Source organism: Amycolatopsis tucumanensis (genome assembly GCF_021654135.1).
GTDB classification, from domain to species: Bacteria; Actinomycetota; Actinomycetes; order Mycobacteriales; family Pseudonocardiaceae; genus Amycolatopsis_E; species Amycolatopsis_E tucumanensis.
Genome location: NZ_JAKGSD010000001.1, coordinates 708,161 through 726,518 on the forward strand (window position 1 = coordinate 708,161; position 18,358 = coordinate 726,518).

Consider the following 18,358-nt stretch of genomic DNA (forward strand, 5'->3'; position numbering starts at 1 on the left):
GGTACTCTCCTGCTCGGGAAATCCACAGAAGACGACCTCTCTCACCTCACCGGCCGGCTGTCAGCTTGGCGAGCACGTCCGGGTACCGGCGCGTGTGCGCATCACCGTCCAGGGTCAGCGTCTCCCCGGTGATCCACGAGTCCCGTGTGGACAGGAAGTGGACCGCGTTGGCGACGTCCTCCGGGATCCCGCTCCGGCCGAGCGGCGTGTTGTCCGTGAACTCCTCAGCCAATCCGGGGACCCTCAGCAACGGGGCGACCAGCGGAGTATCCACCAGCCCCGGAGAGACCGCGTTGACCCGGATCTTCTGCGGCCCCAGTTCCAGCGCCGCGACCTGGGTCAGCATCACCACCCCGGCCTTGGCGGCGCAGTAGGCCGCCATGCCCGCGGCCGGCTGGGTCGCGTTCAGGGAGGCGATCGTGACGATCGACCCATACTCATCCATGCGGCGGGCCGTGTGTTTGATCACCAGGAACGCACCGGTCAGGCAGACGTCGACGACCCGCCGCCAGTCGTCCGCGTCGAAGCCGGTCAGGGGCGCGACGGCACTCGTTCCCGCACAGTTGACCACCGCGTCTACACGGCCCGAGCGGGATCCCACCAGGTCGAACATCGTGTCGACCGCGTCGTCGTCGGTGATCCGCACCTGGTGGGCCCAGCTGCGGCCACCCAGTTCGCGGGCGCGGGTCGTCGCGAGGTCGCCGTCGAGGTCGGCGACCACGACAGTCGCGCCATCACGGGCGAACCGCTCGGCGGTCGCCAGCCCGATCCCGGACGCGCCGCCGATGACGACCACCACCCGCGGATCCGTTGTGCTGCTGGGGTTCATGCTGCTCATCCGATCGGAATGTTCTCGTAGTAGGGGACGACGATCAGGTCGGTCGCCGTGACATCACCCACCATCGCCGTGGTCGTCGGGTGCACCGGCTCGGCGGCGACGGCGATGTTGAGGCAGACCGGCCGCCCGGAAGCGAACGCGCGCGCGACCGCCGGACCGATGTCCTCGAGCCGCTCGATCCGTTCCCCGTAAGCACCGAACGCGATCGCGACCTGTTCGTAGGCGCTGTCGGCGAGTTCGGAAACCACCACCCCGGACTGGCCGAACACGGCTTGCTGCCCGTGGATCGACATGCCCCAGACCGCGTTGGTGAACACCACGGTGACCACCGGGATTCCGTGCCGCACCATGGTGTCGAACTCGGACAGGTGGAAAGCCGCCGAGCCGTCGCCGGTGAACAGCAGGACCGGGCGGTCGGGGTCGGCGCGGTGGGCCCCGATGGCGAACCCCTGGCCCACGCCGAGACATCCCGGGTAGCCCAGGCGCAAGACGCTGTTCGGCTCCTCGGCGGCGAAGTGGTATCCGGCCCACGCCGGGACTTCGCCACCGTCGAACACACCGACGGTCCGGGGCGGCAGCGCGGCCATCACTTCGCGCGCCGCATGGTACGGGTGCAGGCGGCCGGACTCGGTCGCGGTGCCGGCACGCCACCTCCGCCTGCGGGCGGTGCTTCGCCGTGGTCTGATGGCCACGGTCATGGTCAGCGCACTGCCCATGAGCGCGATGCCGCGCGGCCCGTTCCCGCTCTCGTCCTCGCCGACGCGGCTTCGTCGATCAAATGCCTCAACACGGAGCACCTGATTGCGACGTGCATCAGACCCATGCCGTGGACCGGCGCAGGTGATATCCGACGGCCAGGAGGACCTGGCCGACCGTCGGGGGACCAGTCATCTGACGGGCCCTGCCGGGCGGAGCCGGGCCCAAGATAGTGACACCTTCGGATGGCGAGGCGAAGGCTTCGCCGCTAGGAATGGAGAGTGCATCATGCCGACGATCACGACTGCTGATGGCGTGGAGATTTTCTACAAGGACTGGGGTACCGGTCAGCCGATCGTGTTCAGTCACGGCTGGCCTCTCTCGGCGGACGATTGGGACACCCAGCTGCTGTTCTTCCTGGCCCACGGCTACCGGGTCATCGCCCACGACCGGCGCGGGCACGGCCGCTCCGCGCAGGTCGCCGACGGGCACGACATGGACCACTACGCCGACGACCTGGCCGCGCTGACCAGCCACCTCGACCTGCACGACGCCATTCACGTCGGCCACTCCACCGGCGGCGGCGAGGTCGTGCGCTACCTCGCCCGCCACGGCGAATCCCGCGTCTCCAAAGCCGTCCTGATCGCGGCCGTGCCGCCGCTGATGGTGCAGACCGACGCCAACCCCGGCGGCCTGCCCAAGAGCGTCTTCGACGACCTGCAGGCCCAGCTGGCCGCCAACCGGGCCCAGTTCTACCTCGACCTGGCCTCCGGCCCGTTCTACGGCTTCAACCGCCCCGGCGCCGAACCCTCCCAGGGTCTGATCCGCAACTGGTGGCGCCAGGGCATGGAAGGCGGCGCGAAGGCCCACTACGACGGGATCGTCGCCTTCTCCCAGACCGACTTCACCGAAGACCTGAAGAAGATCACCGTCCCGACCCTCGTCATGCACGGCGACGACGACCAGATCGTCCCCTACGCGGACTCGGGCCCGCTCTCGGCCGGGCTGCTGCGCAACGGCACCCTCAGGACCTACCCGGGATTCCCGCACGGCATGCCCGCCACCGAGGCCGACACCATCAACGCCGACCTGCTCGACTTCATCCGGTCATGAGCAGCCCGATCGCGGTGCTCGGCGCCACCGGCCGCCAAGGCGGCGCCGTGGCCCGCCACCTTCTCGAGCACGGCGCACACGTCCTCGCGCTGGTCCGCGACCCCGACAGCGCGAGCGCGCACCGGCTGCGGGAGGCCGGCGCGGACACCGTCCGCGCCGACCTGGCGGACGCGGGCTCGCTGGTGGCCGCTTTCCAGGACACAGCCGCGGTCTTCGCGATGACGACGTACAACGCCGACGGGGCGGATTCGGAAGTCCGGCAGGGATCGGCCATCGCGGACGCCGTCGTCGCCGCGAAAGTGCCGTCCGTGGTCTACAGCTCCGTCGGCGGCGCGGACCGGGCGACCGGGATCCCCCACTTCGAGAGCAAGTGGGCGATCGAACAGCGGCTGCGCTCGACCGGCGTGCCGCTGACCGTGATCCGGCCGGTCTTCTTCATGGAAAACCTGATGCGTGCCGGTGTCGTCACCGCCGAGGCGGACGGGCAGGTCTTCCGGTACGCCTTCGCGCCAGGGGTGCCGGTCCAGATGATCGCCTCCGACGACATCGGCGCGATCGCCGCCCGGGCGGTCCTCGACCCCGACGCCATCCCGGGCGGTCAGCTGGAGATCGCCGGCGACGAGCTGACGCCGGAGCAGATGGCGGCGGCCTTCGCCGAGGCTTCGGGCCGCCCCACCCGGTTCGAGCCGACGCCGATCGACGCGGTCGCCGACGCGGACCGGCAGGCGATGTACACCTGGCTCGCGACCACGCCGGGGTACCAGGCCGACTTCGCCACCACCTCGGCGCTGCGGCCCGGGATCCGGTCCTTCCCCGCCTTCCTGTCCGGCGCCAACCCGTGAAGGAGCCCGTGATGACACCCCGGCCGCATCACCTCCCCCGCGCGATCGAGGTCCGCGGCGTGCGGCACAACTCGCTGCGCGACCTCGACGTCGACGTGCCGCTGTGGCGGACCGTGGCGGTGGCCGGGGTGTCGGGGTCGGGGAAGACGTCGCTCGCGATGGGGACGCTGTACGCCGAAGGGCTGCACCGGTTCCTCGAGGGCCTGTCCACCTACAGCAGGCGGCGGATCGGCCAGGCCCAGCGGCCGGACGCCGACCGCATCGACCACTTGCCACCGGCGCTCGCGTTGCGGCAGCGGCCACCGGTCCCCGGACCGCGCAGCACGGTCGGGACGATGAGCGAGGTCCTCAACGTCCTGCGGTTGATCATGTCGCGCCTGGGGACCCACCGCTGTCCCAACGGCCACGATGTGCCACCGGCGGTCGCCACGCAGGGGATGGAGATCGTGTGCCCGGTGTGCGGGGTGCGGTTTGAGCACCCGGGCGCGGAGTCGTTCGCGTTCAACTCCGTCGGTGCCTGCCCGGGCTGCGACGGGACGGGCGTGCGCACCGAGGTCGACCCCACGGCGCTGGTGCCGGACCCAGGCAAGACGATCGACGAGGGCGCGGTGCTGTCGTGGAACGTCGGCGGGCGGCGGCTGAGCCGGTACGCCGCCGGTGAGCTGGGAGTGCGGCTGGACGTGCCGTACCGCGAGCTCACCGCCCGGGAGAAGGATTTCGTCATGCACGGCGAGCCGGTGCGGCAGCAGGTCGTCGTCTCGGGCCGCAACGGCAGGCAGGTGACCCTGGAGGTCACCTACGACAACGCCATCACCGCCGCCCGCCGCTCGGAGAAGAGCAAGTTCCTCGTCACGCACACCTGCCCGGTCTGCCACGGCTCCCGGCTGCGGTCCGAGGCCCTGACCAGCCACCTGGACGGCCGCGACCTCGCCGAACTCAGTGCTCAGGACCTCGACCACCTCGCCGCGTTCGCCGGCGGCCTGCCCGCGCTGATGCCGGCCGAGCTGACCCGGCTGACCACCGGGCTGGTCGGTGAGCTCACCGGTGCGCTCACCCCGCTGCTGGAGCTCGGCCTCGGCTACCTGAACCTGGACCGGGCCGGATCGACGTTGTCCACCGGCGAGCGGCAGCGCATCGAGCTCACCTCGACTGTCCACGCGAGCACGACCGGCATGCTGTACGTCCTGGACGAGCCGTCCGTCGGGCTCCACCCGAGCAATGTCGCGGGGCTGCGCAAGGCCATCGACGCCCTGGTGCGCAACGGCAACTCGGTGGTGCTGGTCGAGCACGACCTCGACGTGATCCGCACCGCCGACTGGATCATCGAGCTTGGCCCTGGTGCCGGGCGGCAGGGCGGCACGGTCGTCGCCGAGGGCACCCCGGCCGAGATCGAAGCCGACGAGCGGTCGATCATCGGCCCGTTCCTGACGGGCCGCGAAACGGTCGAGCGCGCGCCACGACCGCGCGCCGGCGAACCGGCCACCATCACCGTCAGCAGCCTCCACAATCTGTCCGGGGTGACGGCCACGTTCCCGCTCAACCGGCTCACCGCGATCGCCGGCCCGTCCGGCACGGGCAAGACCGCCCTGGTGCTGGAAAGCCTGGTCCCCGCTGCGCGGGCACAGTTGGCCGGCACGCCGCTGCCCGGCCACGTCGCCCGGCTGGAGCTGGGACCGCTACGCGGCGTCGTGGAGATCGACGCGACGCCGATCGGCCTCAACGCCCGGTCCACTCCGGGCACCTACACCGGTGCCTTCGACGCGATCCGAGCCCGCTTCGCGGCCGCGACCGGACAGGCCGCCGGGCAGTTCTCCTTCAACACGAAGGAGGGGCAGTGCCCGACCTGCAAGGGCCTCGGTTCGATCGACCTGGACGTGCAGTACCTGCCCGACATCACGGTGGAGTGCCCGACCTGCCACGGCGCGCGGTTCGGTGAGAAGACGCTCGAGTCGCGTGTGGACGGTCTCACGATCGCGGACGTTCTCGAGCTGACGGTCGACGAAGCCCTGGAACGCTACGCCGACGTGCCCACCATTGTCCGGCCGCTGCGGCCCGTGGCCGAGGTCGGGCTGGGGTACCTGCGGCTCGGTGAGCCGACGCCGGCCCTGTCCGGCGGGGAGTCCCAGCGCCTGCGCATCGCCGCGCGCCTGCGCAGCAGCCAGCGGAACGTGCTGTATGTGCTCGACGAGCCCTCGACCGGACTGCATCCGGCCGACATCCGCGCCCTGGTGGCGGTGTTCGACCGCCTCCTGGACGCCGGGGCCACTGTCGTCGTCATCGACCACGACCTCGACCTGATCGCCGCGGCCGACCACGTGCTCGACCTGGGCCCCGTCGGCGGCCCCGGCGGTGGCCGCATCGTCGCCCAGGGGACGCCGGACCAAGTCGCCGCCGACCCCGCCAGCGTCACCGGCCCGTACCTCACCGAACGCGTCGGGCTTCGGGGTCGTCGCGAGTGAGGTAGCACCACATGCGCTCCTCGATCCCGCCGGTCCACACCGCACGGGCTGTGGCTTCGTCCGCGCTGAATTCGACGGCGCCGGCACCGGTGGACCGCACGGCCAGATCCAGTTCGCTCGCGGTCTCGAGGAACTGCGCGAGAACCACAGCCCGCGGCAATGACTCACCCACGACGACCGCACCGTTGCCGCGAAGCACGATCGCCGGCGCGTTCCCCAGCGCTTCCGCCACCGACTCCGCGGCCATCTCCGTCCGGACCAGCCGGGGATCGGGCCACAACGGCGGTCCCGGAGCGAAGTACGCCCCGGTACCGTCGAGCGGACGCGCGGTGCACCCGAGCGCCGACAGCGCCCGCACCGCGACGGGTAGCACTCGCGCGATACCACCGACGTCGGCTCGGCGCCGGTAGATCGCCTGGTGCAGCCGGACCTCACCCGGAACATCGCGGGGCAGCTCGCCGGTCACCGCGACGACGATGCCGGGTCGTCGCCCGATCTGTCCCAGTGGGACGGCCGGCGTGACGAGGAAAGTGGACTCGTCGCGCCGGAACGAGCAGTGCCCGTACGCCGTGACGAGTCCCGCCCTGGACAGCGCCCTGGCCGCGGTCCGGAGCATGCGCTGCAGGTCCGGTTTCACGGCCGGTAGACCGCGAACACCTTGGACGAGTTGAAGACGTAGGACTCCTCGAACACGCTCCAGTCCGGCTTCGGACGGCCGAGTTCCTCCATGGCCCCGGCCAATGTGTACCAGTTGAGCAGCTCCTGCTGGCCGCTGTCCTCGATCTCCGTCGTCGTCCGGGTGCGCCAGACGTCGTAGTCGCCCTTGGTCATCGCGTCGTACAGCACGCGGTCGGCGGCGACGTCGGGCTGGAGTCGCCACGTCTTGTCGGTGTTGAAGGCGTGGCTCCAGCTGGAGGACGCGACGAGGACGACCCGAAGGTCGGTGGCGGCGAACGCCCGCGCCACGGCCCGGCCCACCTCCATGAACCGCCACGGCGGCGGCGACGGCGGATCCAGCTGCGCGGGCGTCTCGCCGAGGGACACCGCGAACCCCTTGTTCGCCACGACGAGCGATCCGTAGCAGTTCAGCGGGAACGCGATGACCGGATAGGGGAACCCGCGGCGGTGGTAGTCGAGGTAAAGCAAGGTGTTGAGGAAGGCGTGGGCGAACCCTTCCTGATGGAGAGGCCGGTACGCGTACGAGACGTCGATCCCCTGCTCCAGGAGGTCCTTCGCCAAGCCCCTCGCGATATCCGGAGCGCCCTTCACCTCCAGCACCGTGTCCGGACCCTCGTTCCACACGTTCGGCTTGTCGTCCATGCCCGACGAGTGCGCCATGGTCGCCCACGGCTTGATCGTCAGGTCGGGATAGGCCAGGACCGCGTACGGCGGGATGATGTCCTCGCGGAAGTTCTCGTATTGGTCGTCGCCCCAGATCAGGACGACGTCCGGCTCGAAGGCGTCGATCTCCGAGCGGCAGTGGTCGAGGGCGGACACCAGCCGTTCCCGGTGCCGGGTCGCCGCGGCCCGGCCCTCGTCGGAACCCCACTCCTGCCGCATCCGTTCCGGCCACGAGGCCGGATCTTTCGCGTGCTCGGGCACGAGCGGATCCTGGAGGTTCTTCCGCAGCAGCCACGCCATGTCCTCGTCCACCCCGGACAGTGGCGGGTAGTGCGTCACCCCGATCCCGAGAATTTCGCCCACGGTGTTCCTCGCAATCGTCGTGTCCGTCGAGAAGAAGCGCAGTGAATACCGGCTTCGCCGGAGCGTCAACGGTTGCCGTTTCGATGAGAGAAACGGTCCGCTTCGGCTTTGCGCCCGCGGCCACGAACCTGGGTCGTATGAGCCGAACGAAGGTGACGGCAGCGATCGTGGGGCCGGGGAACATCGGGACCGATCTGCTGGCCAAACTGCAGCGAAGCCAGGTGATCGATGTCCGTTACGTGGTCGGCGTGGTGGAGTCCGACGGCCTGGCGCGGGCCCGCGCGAAAGGCGTCGGAGCGTCTGCGGAGGGCGTGGATTGGCTGCTGCGGCAGGACCCGCTGCCGGATCTCGTGTTCGAGGCGACCTCCGCGAAGGCCCACATCGCGAACGCCCCGCGCTACGCGGAGGCCGGGATCCAGGCCGTCGACCTCACCCCGGCCCACCTCGGGCCGATGGTGTGCCCGCCGGTCAACCTGCACGCGCACCTCGATGCACCCAACGTCTCGATGATCACCTGCGGTGGGCAGGCCACGATCCCCGTGGTGCACGCGGTCTCCCGGATCACCCCGGTGCCCTACGCCGAGATCATCGCGTCGGTCGCGTCGCGCGGCGCCGGCCGCGGCAAGGCGATCATCATCTCAACCCGGTCGAGCCGCCGATGATCAAGCGCGACACGGTGTTCTGCATGATCGGTGCCGACGCCGACCGGGCGGCGATCACGGCTTCGGTCCACGAGCCCGAACTGCCGCACGCCGTGCGGATCGTCGACACCACCCTGCGCGACGGCTCGCACGCCATGACGCACCGGTTCACCGAGACGCAGGTCCGCGACACGGTCCGGGCCCTCGACCGCGCCGGCGTCGAGGTCATCGAGGTCACCCACGGCGACGGACTCGGGGGCTCGTCGTTCAACTACGGCTTCTCCCGCACCGACGAAATGCGCCTGATCGCCGCCGCTCGCGACGAAGCGAAGCAAGCGAAGATCGCGGTACTGCTGGTTCCGGGAAGCGGGACGGTCGACGACCTCAAGCGGGCGCGCGACCACGTCGCCGACCTGGTCCGGGTCGCCACCCACGCCACCGAGGCCGATGTCTCGCCACAGCACTTCACCGCCGCCCGTGACCTCGGGAGGGAGATCGCGGGGTTCCTCATGATGGCCCATCGCGTCTGGCCGGAAGACCTGGCGAAGCAAGCGCGGATCATGGTCGACGCCGGCCGCCAGGCACCGTACTGCACCGACTCGGCGGGCGCCTTGCTCATGCACGAAGCCCGGGCCCGGTTCGAGGCTCTCGTCGCGGAAGTCGGCGACGAGGCTTGGGTCGGCTACCACGACCACCAGAACCTGTCCTTCGGCGTGGCCGACTCCGTCATCGCGCACGAGGCCGGCGTCCGGTACATCGACGGATCGCTGTGCGCACTGGGGGTCCGGGGCAGGCAACAGCCCGACCGAAGTGCTCGCCGCGGTGTTCGACCGGCTCGGATCGACACCGGGCTCGACGTGGGGGCCCTGCTGGACGCGGCCGAGGACGTCGTGCGCCCGTACCTGACCCGCTGGCCGAAGCTGGACCGCAACGCGGTCGTGCGGGGCTGGGCCGGGGTGCGCTCGTCGTTCCTGCTGCACGCCGAAACAGCCGCCGAGCGGTACAAGGTGCCCGCTCCCGACATCCTCCGGCGGGGCGGCGAGCTGGGCCTGGTCGGCGGCCAGGAAGACATGATCATCGACAGTACGATCGAATTGGCGGGTGAGCGGCGATGACTTCGTTCGGGCACATCATCGACGGCCGGGAGCAGGACTCGCTCGACGGCTCGCGATTCGACTCGATCGACCCGTGGACGCGCGAACCGTGGGCCGACCTGGCCCTTGGCGGACCAGCCGAAGCCGGCCTCGCGGTCGCCGCCGCCCGGCGCGCGTTCGACGAAGGACCGTGGCCGCGCCTGGGATACGCCGAACGCGGTGCGCTGCTGCACCGGCTCGCAGACCTCGTCGAGGAGCACGCCGACGAGCTGGCGCTCGCCGACTCCCGCGACATGGGCAAACCGGTCGCCGACGCCCGGGACAAGGACGTCCCCCGTGCGGCGCGGAACTTCCGTTTCTTCGCCGACCACGCCCGGCTCGCGACCTCCGAGGCCTATCCCTCGGACACCGGGCACCACGCCTACGCCCGCTTCGAGCCGGCCGGGGTCGTCGCCGCGATCGCTCCCTGGAACTTCCCCCTGATGCTGGAGACGTGGAAGGTCGCACCGGCTCTGGCCTGGGGCAATACCGTTGTGCTCAAGCCGGCCGAGGACTCACCGGCCAGCGCGACGATCCTGGCCCGCCTGGCGATCGAGGCCGGGTTCCCGCCCGGCGTGTTCAACGTGGTGCACGGCTACGGACCCGCGTCCGCCGGGGAAGCACTTACCACCGATCCGCGGGTCGACCGGATCACCTTCACCGGCGAATCCGGCACCGGCCGGATCATCACCGCCGCCGCCGCGCGCAACCTGACGCCGGTGAGCCTCGAACTCGGCGGTAAGGGCGCCAACCTGGTCTTCGCCGACGCCGACCTGGACAACGCCGTCGACTGGTCGATCAAGGCGATCTTCACCAACGCCGGGCAGGTCTGCCTCGCGGGTTCACGCCTCTTCGTCGAGCGTCCGGTGCTCGAGGAGTTCACGGCCCGCTTCGTCGCTGCCGCCGAGGCCTTGGTGATCGGCGACCCGCGGGACCCGGCCACGCAGGTCGGCCCGTTGGCGTCGGAGACGCATTGGCGCAAGGTGTCCGGCTACCTCGACGATCCCGGCGGCAAGGTGCTCACCGGCGGGCGCGGCGACGGATGGGTCATCCGGCCGACGATCGTGTCCGAGGTCCCCGCCGATTCGCCGCTGCAGTGTCAAGAGGTCTTCGGGCCCGTCGTGACGATCACGCCGTTCGACACCGAAGCCGAGGCCGTCCGGGCGGCGAACGACTCGCCGTTCGGCCTCAACGCCATGGTGTTCACCGAGAACCTGTCCCGCGCCCACCGGGTCTCCGCGGCCCTGCGCGCGGGCACGGTGTGGACGAACTGCTTCTTCGTCCGTGACCTGCGGGCGCCGTTCGGCGGCGTGGGCGACTCCGGCTGGGGCCGGGAAGGCGGCAACTTCAGCCGCGAGTTCTTCACCGAGCCCAAGGCCGTGGTCATGGCCATCCGGGACGAACGGTGAAGGACACGCGGGACAAGGCCCGCGCGCTCTACGACGCCCGCAGCACCCGGACCCCGATCCCCCCGTTCACCGACGACGAGCCGGGTCTCGGGATGGCCGACGGCTACGCGGTACAACGTGAACTGATCGACCTGCTGCTCGCCGACGGCGACCGCATCGTCGGCCACAAGGTCGGGCTGACGTCCGAGCCGATGCAGAAGATGATCGGCGTCGATTCACCGGACTACGGGCCGGTGCTGGTGTCCACCGTCTACCGCGACGGCGACGAAATCCCGCTCAGCCGGTTCATCGCTCCCAAGCTCGAAGCCGAAATCGTGTTCGTGCTCGGTGATCGCCTGGAAGGCCCGGGAGTCACCATCACGGAAGCGCGGGCGGCGGTCGCCGGGGCGGTGGCCGGGATGGAGATCGTCGACTCCCGCATCGAAGACTGGCGCGTCCGGCTCGCCGACACCGTCGCCGACCTGGCGTCCAACGGCGCCGTGGCGACGTCGAGCCGGATCGTCCCGATCGATGGGTTCGACACCCGGCTCGTGGGCATGACATTGACCCGCAACGGCGTGGTGATCGACACCGGCGCCGGTGCGGCCGCCTTGGGTGATCCGGTGGCTGTCGTCGCCTGGCTCGCCAACGTCCTGGGTGCCGACGGAGTAGCCCTCGAACCCGGGCACCTGATCATGACCGGCGCGCTGCACGCGGCCGTCCCCATGGCCCCGGGGGACGTCTTCCGCGCCGACTTCGACCGCCTGGGACCGGTGACCGTGCGGGTGAGCGGATGAACAACGTCGGCAAGTGGGCTGAGCAGCTGGCGAAAGCGGTCGCCGACCGCATCGCGATCCCCAGGCTGTCCGCTGAATCCCCGGAACTCGACCTCGAGACCGCTTACCGCGTACAGCGCGAACTGCGCGCGGCCGCCGGCCCCCTGGCCGGCCGCAAACTGGGTGTGACGTCCCGGGCAAAGCAGGCTCAGGTGGGCGTCTCCTCCCCCGTCCACGGATATCTCGCCGCAGCGGATGCCGTCGACCTCGGCGAGCCTTTGGACACCGCGCCGCTGATCCAGCCCCGGTGCGAGCCGGAGATCGTCTTCCTCCTGGGCCGTGAACTCGCCGGGCCGCACGTCACCGCCGCGGACGTCCTCGCCGCGTCCCGCGGCGTCGCTGTGGGGATCGAGGTGCTCGACTCCCGTTACACCGACTACGAATTCACGATGCCGGACGTCGTCGCCGACAACACCTCCGCCGGCCGATACGTGGTCGGCCCGCCCGTGGATCCGTCCGGCATCGACCTCCGTCTGGTCGGCGTGCTGCTGGAGAAGAACGGGAAGGTCGCGGCCACCGCGTCTGGCGCGGCCGTGCTCGGCCATCCGGCCGCCGCGGTGGCGTGGCTGGTGCGCCGGTTGTGGACGGAAGGCGAAGGACTGCGCGCGGGTGAGATCGTGCTGTCCGGCGGACTGACCGCCGCCGTCCCGGTGGCTCCGAAAGACGTCGTCGTCGCCTCGATCGACCGGTTGGGCTCGGTCGAGCTTGCTTGCCGCTGACCCACCGACGAAAGGCACACACCATGCCACTCATCCAGGTCACGCTCGTCGAAGGGCGTTCCCCCGAGCAACTCCGCGCGCTGGGCGAAGCACTCACCATCGCCGCCGAGCAAGCCATCGGCGCGAAGCGGCAATCGATTCGCGTGGTGCTCACCGAGTGCAAACCGGAGCACTGGTTCATCGCGGGCGACTCGATGGCGCACCTTCGCGACACCGGTGCCAGGTGACCGTCACCGTCACGGTCATTCGACGGGCGCTGCCGGTGGCAGTTCCGACCACCATGGGTCCGGCACGCGACCGAACCGACCTTGGGAGGGCACCATGCCGCACCGGTACCTCAGCACACTGACAACGCCGGCCGTCGAAGCCGCACAAAAGCAGTACGGCAGCTACTCCGCCATCCAGCGGATGACCAGCGGCTGGCACACCGACGGTGTCCTCGGCGAGGACGAGATCGGCTTCATCGCCGAGCGGGACAGCTTCTACCTCGGCACCGTCGGCGAAACCGGCTGGCCGTACGTCCAGCACCGCGGTGGACCGCCCGGCTTCCTCAAGGTGCTCGGCGTGGAAGACGGCGCGAGCCTGCTCGCCTGGGCCGACTTCCGGGGCAATCGCCAGTACGTGTCCGTGGGGAATCTCGGCGCCTCGGCCAAGGTGTCGCTGTTCCTCATGGACTACCCCCACCAGCAACGCCTCAAGATACTGGGAGAGGCCCGCTCTCACGACGCCCGGACCGAAGAGGCCGCGTCGCTGCTGGAAAAGGTCGCCCTTCCGGGCTACCGGGCCCACGTGGAGCGCATCATCACCGTCAGGGTGCGCGGCTATGACTGGAACTGTCCCCAGCACATCACCCCGCGCTGGACCGAAGCGGAACTCGCGCCGATCCTCAACGCGGCCGGCCACCACCCCGACGATCGCCGTCCCCGGTGATGGCCACCGGAACCTGGGACCTGACCCGGTCCTCGCTCAGGGAGCTGTTCCTGTTCAGCAGCCTGTCCGATGCCCAGCTCGACTGGCTGCTCGGACACGCGTCGCTGACGCAGTGGCCGGCCGGCACCGAAGTCGTCCGCGAAGGCGACCCCGCGGCTTCGTTCCACGTGCTGCTTTCCGGCACCCTCCGGATGACCAAGCAGGACGCCGGCGGCGAAGTGGAGCTCAAACGCTCTGGCCAACGTGGGGCCTACTGCGGCGCGATCCGGTTTTTCCACCTCGAAGAACACCAGACGTACCCGACGTCAGTTCACGCGCTGAGCGACCTGGTCCTGCTGACCCTGCCGGCCGATGAACTCGCCGCGCAGTTCCGCAGCTGGTTCCCGATGTCCGCGCACCTGCTGGAAGGCTCGTACGCGAACTGGCTCACCACGGACGCGATCGTCGGCCGCAGACGTCAGCTGCTGGCCCTCGGGCAGTTGTCGGCAGGCTTGACCCATGAGCTGAACAACCCGGCAGCGGCCGCCGAGCGCGCCACCGCGGCCTTGCGCCGGCAGGCCACCGCCACGCAGGTCGCGTTCGTGCAGCTCATCGAGGACGGTGTTGGTCCACGCGCACTCCGGGAGTTGCTGCGGCAGCGAGACCGGCTGGTCAACCGGTTGTCGTCTGTTCCTTCTTCGACCGCGCTCCAACGGACCGACCGAGAGGACGAGATCGACGGCTGGCTGGAGACCCACGCGCTGGAGCAAGTGTGGGAGGCACCCTCCATCTTCGCCGGCGCGGGCGTGACCACGGCCGACTTGGCCGAGGTCACGCACTCGGCCGGCCCCTCGTTCGCGAGCGACGCCCTGCGTTGGCTGGCTCACGCGTTGGAGTCCGAGCTGCTCCTCAGCGAGATCCAGGAGTCGATCAGCCGCATGTCGGCTCTCGTGGGAGCCACCCAGGAGTACACCCACCTGGACCGGACGCCCTACGCGTGGATCGACGTCCACGATGGGCTGCGGGCCACGTTGGCCCTGCTCCACACCAAGATCGGTCCGCGAATCCGGGTGACCGAACTCTACGACCGCCGGCTGCCGCGCATCCCGGCCTACCCCGCCGAGCTGAACCAGGTGTGGACGAACCTCATCGACAACGCCGTCGCGGCGATGGATGGTGCCGGCACGCTGACCCTTCGCACCACTTTGGTCTCCGATCAGGTGTGTGTCGAGATCCGCGACACCGGCCACGGCATCCCCTCCGAGAACCGGCGGCGGGTCTTCGAACCGTTCTTCACCACGAGGCCCGTCGGTGAGGGCGACGGGCTGGGCTTGGACACCGCCTGGCGCATTGTGGTGGAGCGCCATCACGGCGACCTGAGGGTCGAGTCCGAACCCGGCGACACGAGATTCCAGGTGCTGATGCCCACCGCGGAGCGGCAACCACCGAGGTGACGCGCGTCGCCGGCTACTCCCCTGCCCGCTCGGCGGCGGCCTTCAGCGACGCGTGGGTCGGCGCGTCCGGCACGTGCGACGGCCGCAACGACTCCATCTCCTTACGCAGCACCGGAACCACTTCACTGCCGAGGATCTCGAGCTGGTCCAGCGCGGTCTTCAGCGGCAGCCCCATGCCGTCCACGTTGAACAACTGCCGCTGGTAGTCGCCGAAGTCCTCGCGGAAGCGCATCGTGCGGTCGATGACCTGCTGGGGGCTGCCGACCGACAACGGGGTCTGGTCCATCGTTTCCTCGAGCGACGGGCCGCCGCCGTAGACCGGCGAGTGGTCGAAGAACGGCCGGAACTCCCGGATGGCGTCCTGGGAGTTCGCGCGGAGGAACACCTGCCCGCCGAGGCCGACGATCGCCGTGTCCGCCGGGCCGTGACCGTGGTGCTCGAACCGTTCGCGGTAGAACGAGACCATGCGGCGCGTGTGGTCGACCGGCCAGAAGATGTTGTTGTGGAAGAAGCCGTCGCCGTAGTAAGCGGCCTGCTCGGCGATCTCCGGGCTGCGGATCGACCCGTGCCAGACGAACGGCGGTACACCGTCCAACGGCCGCGGCGTGGAGGTGAACCCCCGCAGCGGGGTGCGGAACTTTCCCGTCCAGTCGACGACGTCCTCGCGCCACAATCGCCGCAGCAGGGCGTAGTTCTCGACCGCCAGGGCGATTCCGTCGCGGATGTCCTTGCCGAACCACGGGTACACCGGCCCCGTGTTGCCACGGCCCAGCATGAGGTCGACGCGGCCGTCAGCCAGGTGCTGCAGCGTCGCGTAGTCCTCGGCGATCTTCACCGGGTCGTTCGTGGTGATCAGCGTCGTCGAGGTCGACAACAGGATCCGGCTCGTGCGCGCGGCGACGAAGCCCAGCAGCGTGGTCGGTGACGAGGGCACGAACGGTGGGTTGTGGTGCTCCCCTGTCGCGACGACGTCGAGGCCGACCTCCTCGGCTTTGACCGCGATGCGGATCATCGATTTGATGCGCTCGGTTTCGGTCGGCGCGACTCCCGTCGCGGGATTCCGCGCGAGATCGCCGATCGTGAAGATGCCGAACTGCATGGTGACTCCTATTCCGCCTGTGCCGTGGCGAGGTCTTCGCGCACGAGGGGGACGAGTTCCTCGGCGAAGATCTCCAGCTGGCGTTCGTGGTCGTCGCCGGGCCAGAAGACGATGCCGTTCATGCCGTGCTCGGTGATGCTCGTGACGACGTCGTCGCGCCACCGGGACAGTGGGCCGTGGAACGCGCCGCGATCGGCGCCGCCGATGACCCCGGAAACGTTGTAAACCTTGCGGATGCCCGCCGGGTCCCGGCCGGCTCCGGCGGCCGCGTCGTCGATCCGGCGGACAGCGTCGCCGAGGCGGTCGAGCCCGAGGTAGGCGTGCGACGGGAGCCAGCCGTCGGCGCGGGCACCGGTCAGTGCCAGCGTCCGCGGCCCGTACGCGCCGAGCCACAGGCCGAGGCCGCGACCCGGCCGCGGCCCCGGGTGCACGCCGGACAGGGCGTAGTACCGGCCGGTGGTGCGCACGCTGCGTTCCCCGCTCCACATCGCGCGGACCACGGTCACGGCCTCGGCCAGGGCGTCGACCGCTTCCTTCCGGTCGCGCCGCGGACCGCCCATCGCCTCGATCGCCTCCCAGAAGGCACCGGCGCCGAGTCCGAGCTGAATCCGCCCGCCGGACAGCAGGTCGAGGCTCGCGGCCGACTTCGCCAGCACTGCGGGCGGGCGCAACGGCAGTGAGGACACGGTGGGGACCAGCGTGACGCGCTCGGTGCTCGCCACCAGGTAGGTGACCAGCGTCCAGGTGTCGTAGAAGGCGGACTGGTACGGGTGATCCTGCACCGTCACCAGATCGAGCCCGAGCCGTTCGGCCGCTCGCGCCTGGCGCAGTGGTGCGTCCGGTTGCCGCCACACCGGGTCGACGTTGGCTCCGAACAGGACGGGAAGGGCCATGATCTGCTCCTGGTGGGTGAGCGGGCCCCCGGCGGGCCGGGGGCCCGTCGCGGTCAGACGCCCGCGGGTTCCGGCTGGGAAGCGACGAAGGAGACCAGCGAACCGTAGAACGGCAAGGCGTGCTCGGCGAAGATCCCGGCCAGCTCGGCGCCGCCCTGCTCCCGCCAGTCGTGCAGCAGCTCGGCGGCGACCGCGACCGTGCTGTTCAGCACCACCCCGGCGGCCTGCATCCGAAGCGCGGCCGCTTGCGAGGCCAGCGCGTTCCACGTGCCGGAGGCGTCGAGCACCGCGTGCACCTGGTAGCCCTTGGCGACCCCGGACAGCGCGGCGAACGCGACGCACACGTCGGTGCTGATGCCGGCGACGATCAGCTGGTCGCGGCCGGTGGCGCGAACGGCCGCCTCGAACTCGGCGTTGCCGAAGGCGTCGATCTCCCCGGGACGGCGCACCACCCGGACGCCGGGCAGGAGGGCCTGCAGTTCCGGCAACAGCCGGCCGTTCGCGCCTTCGTCAGCGCTGGTCGTGACGATCACCGGCAGGTCTTGCGCCTTCGCGATCTTGGCGAGCGCCAGCACGTTGCGCCGAAGCTCCTCCTGATCGTGGTCGTGCACTCCGAGCAGCAGGCCGACCTGGTGGTCGACGAGCAGCAGGGCGGCACGTTTCCGGTCGAGGCGGGCGGCGGGGTAGGTGTTCGCGGTCATGTCGGGCAACCTCTCTACGGACGAACCTGATAAAACCAAGTTACTTTTTAAAACTCGCGGCGGCAACCTTCGGAGCGTGACGTGCGCGACACGCGGTCACTTCACCGCGTAACCCGCGTCGACCGGGAGTGCGACCCCGGTGATGTAACGCCCCTCGTCCGATGCGAGGAACAGCACGGCGTTGCTGACGTCGTCGGGATCGAGGTAGGCGACCGGTAACGCGTTGAGCGACCGGTAGACCGGTAGCACGTCGTCCTCCCCCGGGCTCTCCAGATCGGGCCGGAAGAGCGCGAAGTTGGTGGGGTTCAGCAACATCGGAGTGCCGACAGTGGTCGGGTTGACGCAGTTGACCCGGATCGAATGCTCCGCGAGCTCCAGTGCCAGCGTCCGCATCAGCCCGGTCAGTCCGGCTTTGGCCGCACCGTAGGGAGCGAGGTTCGGCACCGACCGCAGCCCGATCGACGAGCTGGTGATGACGATCGCCCCGCCCCCGCGTGCCACGAGGTGGGTGATCGCCGGGCGCACGGTGTGGAACACTCCGCTGAGGTCGGTGTCGATGACCGCTTGCCAGTCCGCCGCGGTCGTCCGTGCCGCCGGCCCGGGTTGGCCCTGGATACCGGCGTTGGCCACGACGACGTCCAGGCCACCGAGCTCGGCGACGCCGCGGTCCACCAGTTCGGCGACGGCGTCCGGGTCCCGGACGTCGGCCCGGGTGGCGATGATGCGGCGGCCGAGCCGTTCCACCAGGCGCACGGTTTCGGCCAGGTCTGCCGGTGACGCCGCCGGCGCCCCTTGCGCGGGCACCGCGGCCGCCACGTCGAACGCGATGATGTCGGCGCCTTCCTCCGCGAACCGCACGGCGTGGTTGCGTCCCTGCCCACGAGCCGCGCCGGAAATCAGGGCGACCTTGCCCGTCATGCGTGCTGTCACTGT

General features: G+C 70.2%; 17 protein-coding genes and 2 pseudogenes. 11 read left to right on the plus strand and 8 right to left on the minus strand.

Annotation, left to right across the window (positions count from 1 at the left end; translation table 11 throughout):
• Positions 1 to 46 precede the first annotated feature (46 nt).
• A complete protein-coding gene (locus tag L2C96_RS03575) occupies positions 47 to 838 on the minus strand; it encodes an SDR family NAD(P)-dependent oxidoreductase (protein WP_237335095.1) in 792 nt (263 codons plus the stop codon).
• The gene (locus L2C96_RS03580; RefSeq protein ID WP_237335096.1) at positions 835 to 1,554 is read right to left on the minus strand and encodes a thiamine pyrophosphate-dependent enzyme; all 720 of its coding nucleotides are present in this window, start codon (positions 1,552 to 1,554) and stop codon (positions 835 to 837) included. The genes L2C96_RS03575 and L2C96_RS03580 overlap by 4 nt, the downstream gene beginning before the upstream one ends.
• Positions 1,555 to 1,822: 268 nt before the next feature.
• Here L2C96_RS03580 and L2C96_RS03585 point away from each other — a divergent pair, with 268 nt between their 5' ends.
• From L2C96_RS03585 to L2C96_RS03595, 3 genes are read left to right on the plus strand one after another with little or no spacing between them, the layout of a single operon-like run.
• Positions 1,823 to 2,647, plus strand: coding sequence for an alpha/beta fold hydrolase (locus tag L2C96_RS03585; RefSeq protein WP_027936037.1), 825 nt, complete (start codon positions 1,823 to 1,825; stop codon positions 2,645 to 2,647).
• Positions 2,644 to 3,489 (plus strand): NmrA/HSCARG family protein, encoded by an 846-nt coding sequence (locus L2C96_RS03590; RefSeq protein WP_020419099.1) that lies wholly within the window; start codon positions 2,644 to 2,646, stop codon positions 3,487 to 3,489. Before L2C96_RS03585 ends, L2C96_RS03590 begins: the two co-directional genes overlap by 4 nt.
• A gap of 11 nt (positions 3,490 to 3,500) precedes the next feature.
• Positions 3,501 to 5,948, plus strand: a complete 2,448-nt coding sequence (locus L2C96_RS03595) for an excinuclease ABC subunit UvrA (RefSeq protein ID WP_237335097.1) — start codon at positions 3,501 to 3,503, stop codon at positions 5,946 to 5,948.
• On the opposite strand, the gene L2C96_RS03600 is transcribed toward L2C96_RS03595, so the two are convergent.
• Together L2C96_RS03600 and L2C96_RS03605 are read right to left on the minus strand one after the other, a co-directional pair.
• Positions 5,911 to 6,585 (minus strand): class II aldolase/adducin family protein, encoded by a 675-nt coding sequence (locus L2C96_RS03600; RefSeq protein ID WP_237335098.1) that lies wholly within the window; start codon positions 6,583 to 6,585, stop codon positions 5,911 to 5,913. The two genes, L2C96_RS03595 and L2C96_RS03600, sit on opposite strands and share 38 nt — an antisense overlap.
• Entirely contained in the window at positions 6,582 to 7,652 is a 1,071-nt protein-coding gene (locus L2C96_RS03605) for a DODA-type extradiol aromatic ring-opening family dioxygenase (RefSeq protein ID WP_020419096.1), read from the minus strand. Before L2C96_RS03605 ends, L2C96_RS03600 begins: the two co-directional genes overlap by 4 nt.
• Before the next feature lie 137 nt (positions 7,653 to 7,789).
• Here L2C96_RS03605 and L2C96_RS03610 point away from each other — a divergent pair.
• From L2C96_RS03610 to L2C96_RS03645, 8 genes and pseudogenes are all read left to right on the plus strand, one after another.
• Positions 7,790 to 8,385, plus strand: a pseudogene (locus L2C96_RS03610) (acetylating acetaldehyde dehydrogenase); the annotation flags it as partial.
• 63 nt (positions 8,386 to 8,448) lie between these two features.
• Positions 8,449 to 9,381, plus strand: a pseudogene (gene dmpG, locus L2C96_RS03615) (4-hydroxy-2-oxovalerate aldolase); the annotation flags it as partial.
• Between the two features lie 23 nt (positions 9,382 to 9,404).
• Positions 9,405 to 10,835, plus strand: coding sequence for an aldehyde dehydrogenase (locus tag L2C96_RS03620; protein WP_237335099.1), 1,431 nt, complete (start codon positions 9,405 to 9,407; stop codon positions 10,833 to 10,835).
• Positions 10,832 to 11,611 carry a 2-keto-4-pentenoate hydratase gene (locus L2C96_RS03625; RefSeq protein ID WP_020419094.1) on the plus strand — a complete coding sequence of 260 codons (780 nt, stop codon included), beginning with the start codon at positions 10,832 to 10,834 and terminating at the stop codon, positions 11,609 to 11,611. Before L2C96_RS03620 ends, L2C96_RS03625 begins: the two co-directional genes overlap by 4 nt.
• Positions 11,608 to 12,369 (plus strand): 2-keto-4-pentenoate hydratase, encoded by a 762-nt coding sequence (locus L2C96_RS03630; RefSeq protein ID WP_020419093.1) that lies wholly within the window; start codon positions 11,608 to 11,610, stop codon positions 12,367 to 12,369. The genes L2C96_RS03625 and L2C96_RS03630 overlap by 4 nt, the downstream gene beginning before the upstream one ends.
• A 23-nt stretch (positions 12,370 to 12,392) precedes the next feature.
• On the plus strand, positions 12,393 to 12,596 hold the full coding sequence (locus L2C96_RS03635; protein ID WP_020419092.1) for a tautomerase family protein: 204 nt from the start codon (positions 12,393 to 12,395) through the stop codon (positions 12,594 to 12,596).
• A gap of 94 nt (positions 12,597 to 12,690) precedes the next feature.
• The gene (locus L2C96_RS03640) at positions 12,691 to 13,299 is read left to right on the plus strand and encodes a pyridoxamine 5'-phosphate oxidase family protein (RefSeq protein ID WP_237335100.1); all 609 of its coding nucleotides are present in this window, start codon (positions 12,691 to 12,693) and stop codon (positions 13,297 to 13,299) included.
• Positions 13,299 to 14,732, plus strand: a complete 1,434-nt coding sequence (locus tag L2C96_RS03645; RefSeq protein WP_020419090.1) for an ATP-binding protein — start codon at positions 13,299 to 13,301, stop codon at positions 14,730 to 14,732. Before L2C96_RS03640 ends, L2C96_RS03645 begins: the two co-directional genes overlap by 1 nt.
• 13 nt (positions 14,733 to 14,745) lie before the next feature.
• On the opposite strand, the gene L2C96_RS03650 is transcribed toward L2C96_RS03645, so the two are convergent.
• From L2C96_RS03650 to L2C96_RS03665, 4 genes are all read right to left on the minus strand, one after another.
• Complete coding sequence (locus tag L2C96_RS03650; protein WP_020419089.1) at positions 14,746 to 15,831, minus strand: LLM class flavin-dependent oxidoreductase; 1,086 nt, start codon at positions 15,829 to 15,831, stop codon at positions 14,746 to 14,748.
• A gap of 8 nt (positions 15,832 to 15,839) precedes the next feature.
• Positions 15,840 to 16,724: an LLM class flavin-dependent oxidoreductase gene (locus tag L2C96_RS03655; RefSeq protein ID WP_020419088.1), complete on the minus strand. Its 885-nt coding sequence runs from the start codon at positions 16,722 to 16,724 to the stop codon at positions 15,840 to 15,842.
• Between the two features lie 53 nt (positions 16,725 to 16,777).
• A complete protein-coding gene (locus L2C96_RS03660) occupies positions 16,778 to 17,425 on the minus strand; it encodes an isochorismatase family protein (RefSeq protein WP_020419087.1) in 648 nt (215 codons plus the stop codon).
• Between the two features lie 96 nt (positions 17,426 to 17,521).
• Positions 17,522 to 18,355, minus strand: a complete 834-nt coding sequence (locus tag L2C96_RS03665) for a mycofactocin-coupled SDR family oxidoreductase (RefSeq protein ID WP_027936035.1) — start codon at positions 18,353 to 18,355, stop codon at positions 17,522 to 17,524.
• Between the last annotated feature and the right edge of the window lie 3 nt (positions 18,356 to 18,358).

Excerpts from the sequence above, each read along its gene's own strand:
- L2C96_RS03575 (WP_237335095.1), bottom strand. The coding sequence starts at position 838 with ATGAGCAGCATGAACCCCAGCAGCACAACGGATCCGCGGGTGGTGGTC.
- L2C96_RS03580 (WP_237335096.1), bottom strand. The coding sequence starts at position 1,554 with ATGGGCAGTGCGCTGACCATGACCGTGGCCATCAGACCACGGCGAAGC.
- L2C96_RS03585 (WP_027936037.1), top strand. The coding sequence starts at position 1,823 with ATGCCGACGATCACGACTGCTGATGGCGTGGAGATTTTCTACAAGGAC.
- L2C96_RS03590 (WP_020419099.1), top strand. The coding sequence starts at position 2,644 with ATGAGCAGCCCGATCGCGGTGCTCGGCGCCACCGGCCGCCAAGGCGGC.
- L2C96_RS03595 (WP_237335097.1), top strand. The coding sequence starts at position 3,501 with ATGACACCCCGGCCGCATCACCTCCCCCGCGCGATCGAGGTCCGCGGC.
- L2C96_RS03620 (WP_237335099.1), top strand. The coding sequence starts at position 9,405 with ATGACTTCGTTCGGGCACATCATCGACGGCCGGGAGCAGGACTCGCTC.
- L2C96_RS03630 (WP_020419093.1), top strand. The coding sequence starts at position 11,608 with ATGAACAACGTCGGCAAGTGGGCTGAGCAGCTGGCGAAAGCGGTCGCC.
- L2C96_RS03635 (WP_020419092.1), top strand. The coding sequence starts at position 12,393 with ATGCCACTCATCCAGGTCACGCTCGTCGAAGGGCGTTCCCCCGAGCAA.
- L2C96_RS03640 (WP_237335100.1), top strand. The coding sequence starts at position 12,691 with ATGCCGCACCGGTACCTCAGCACACTGACAACGCCGGCCGTCGAAGCC.
- L2C96_RS03645 (WP_020419090.1), top strand. The coding sequence starts at position 13,299 with ATGGCCACCGGAACCTGGGACCTGACCCGGTCCTCGCTCAGGGAGCTG.
- L2C96_RS03650 (WP_020419089.1), bottom strand. The coding sequence starts at position 15,831 with ATGCAGTTCGGCATCTTCACGATCGGCGATCTCGCGCGGAATCCCGCG.
- L2C96_RS03655 (WP_020419088.1), bottom strand. The coding sequence starts at position 16,724 with ATGGCCCTTCCCGTCCTGTTCGGAGCCAACGTCGACCCGGTGTGGCGG.
- L2C96_RS03660 (WP_020419087.1), bottom strand. The coding sequence starts at position 17,425 with ATGACCGCGAACACCTACCCCGCCGCCCGCCTCGACCGGAAACGTGCC.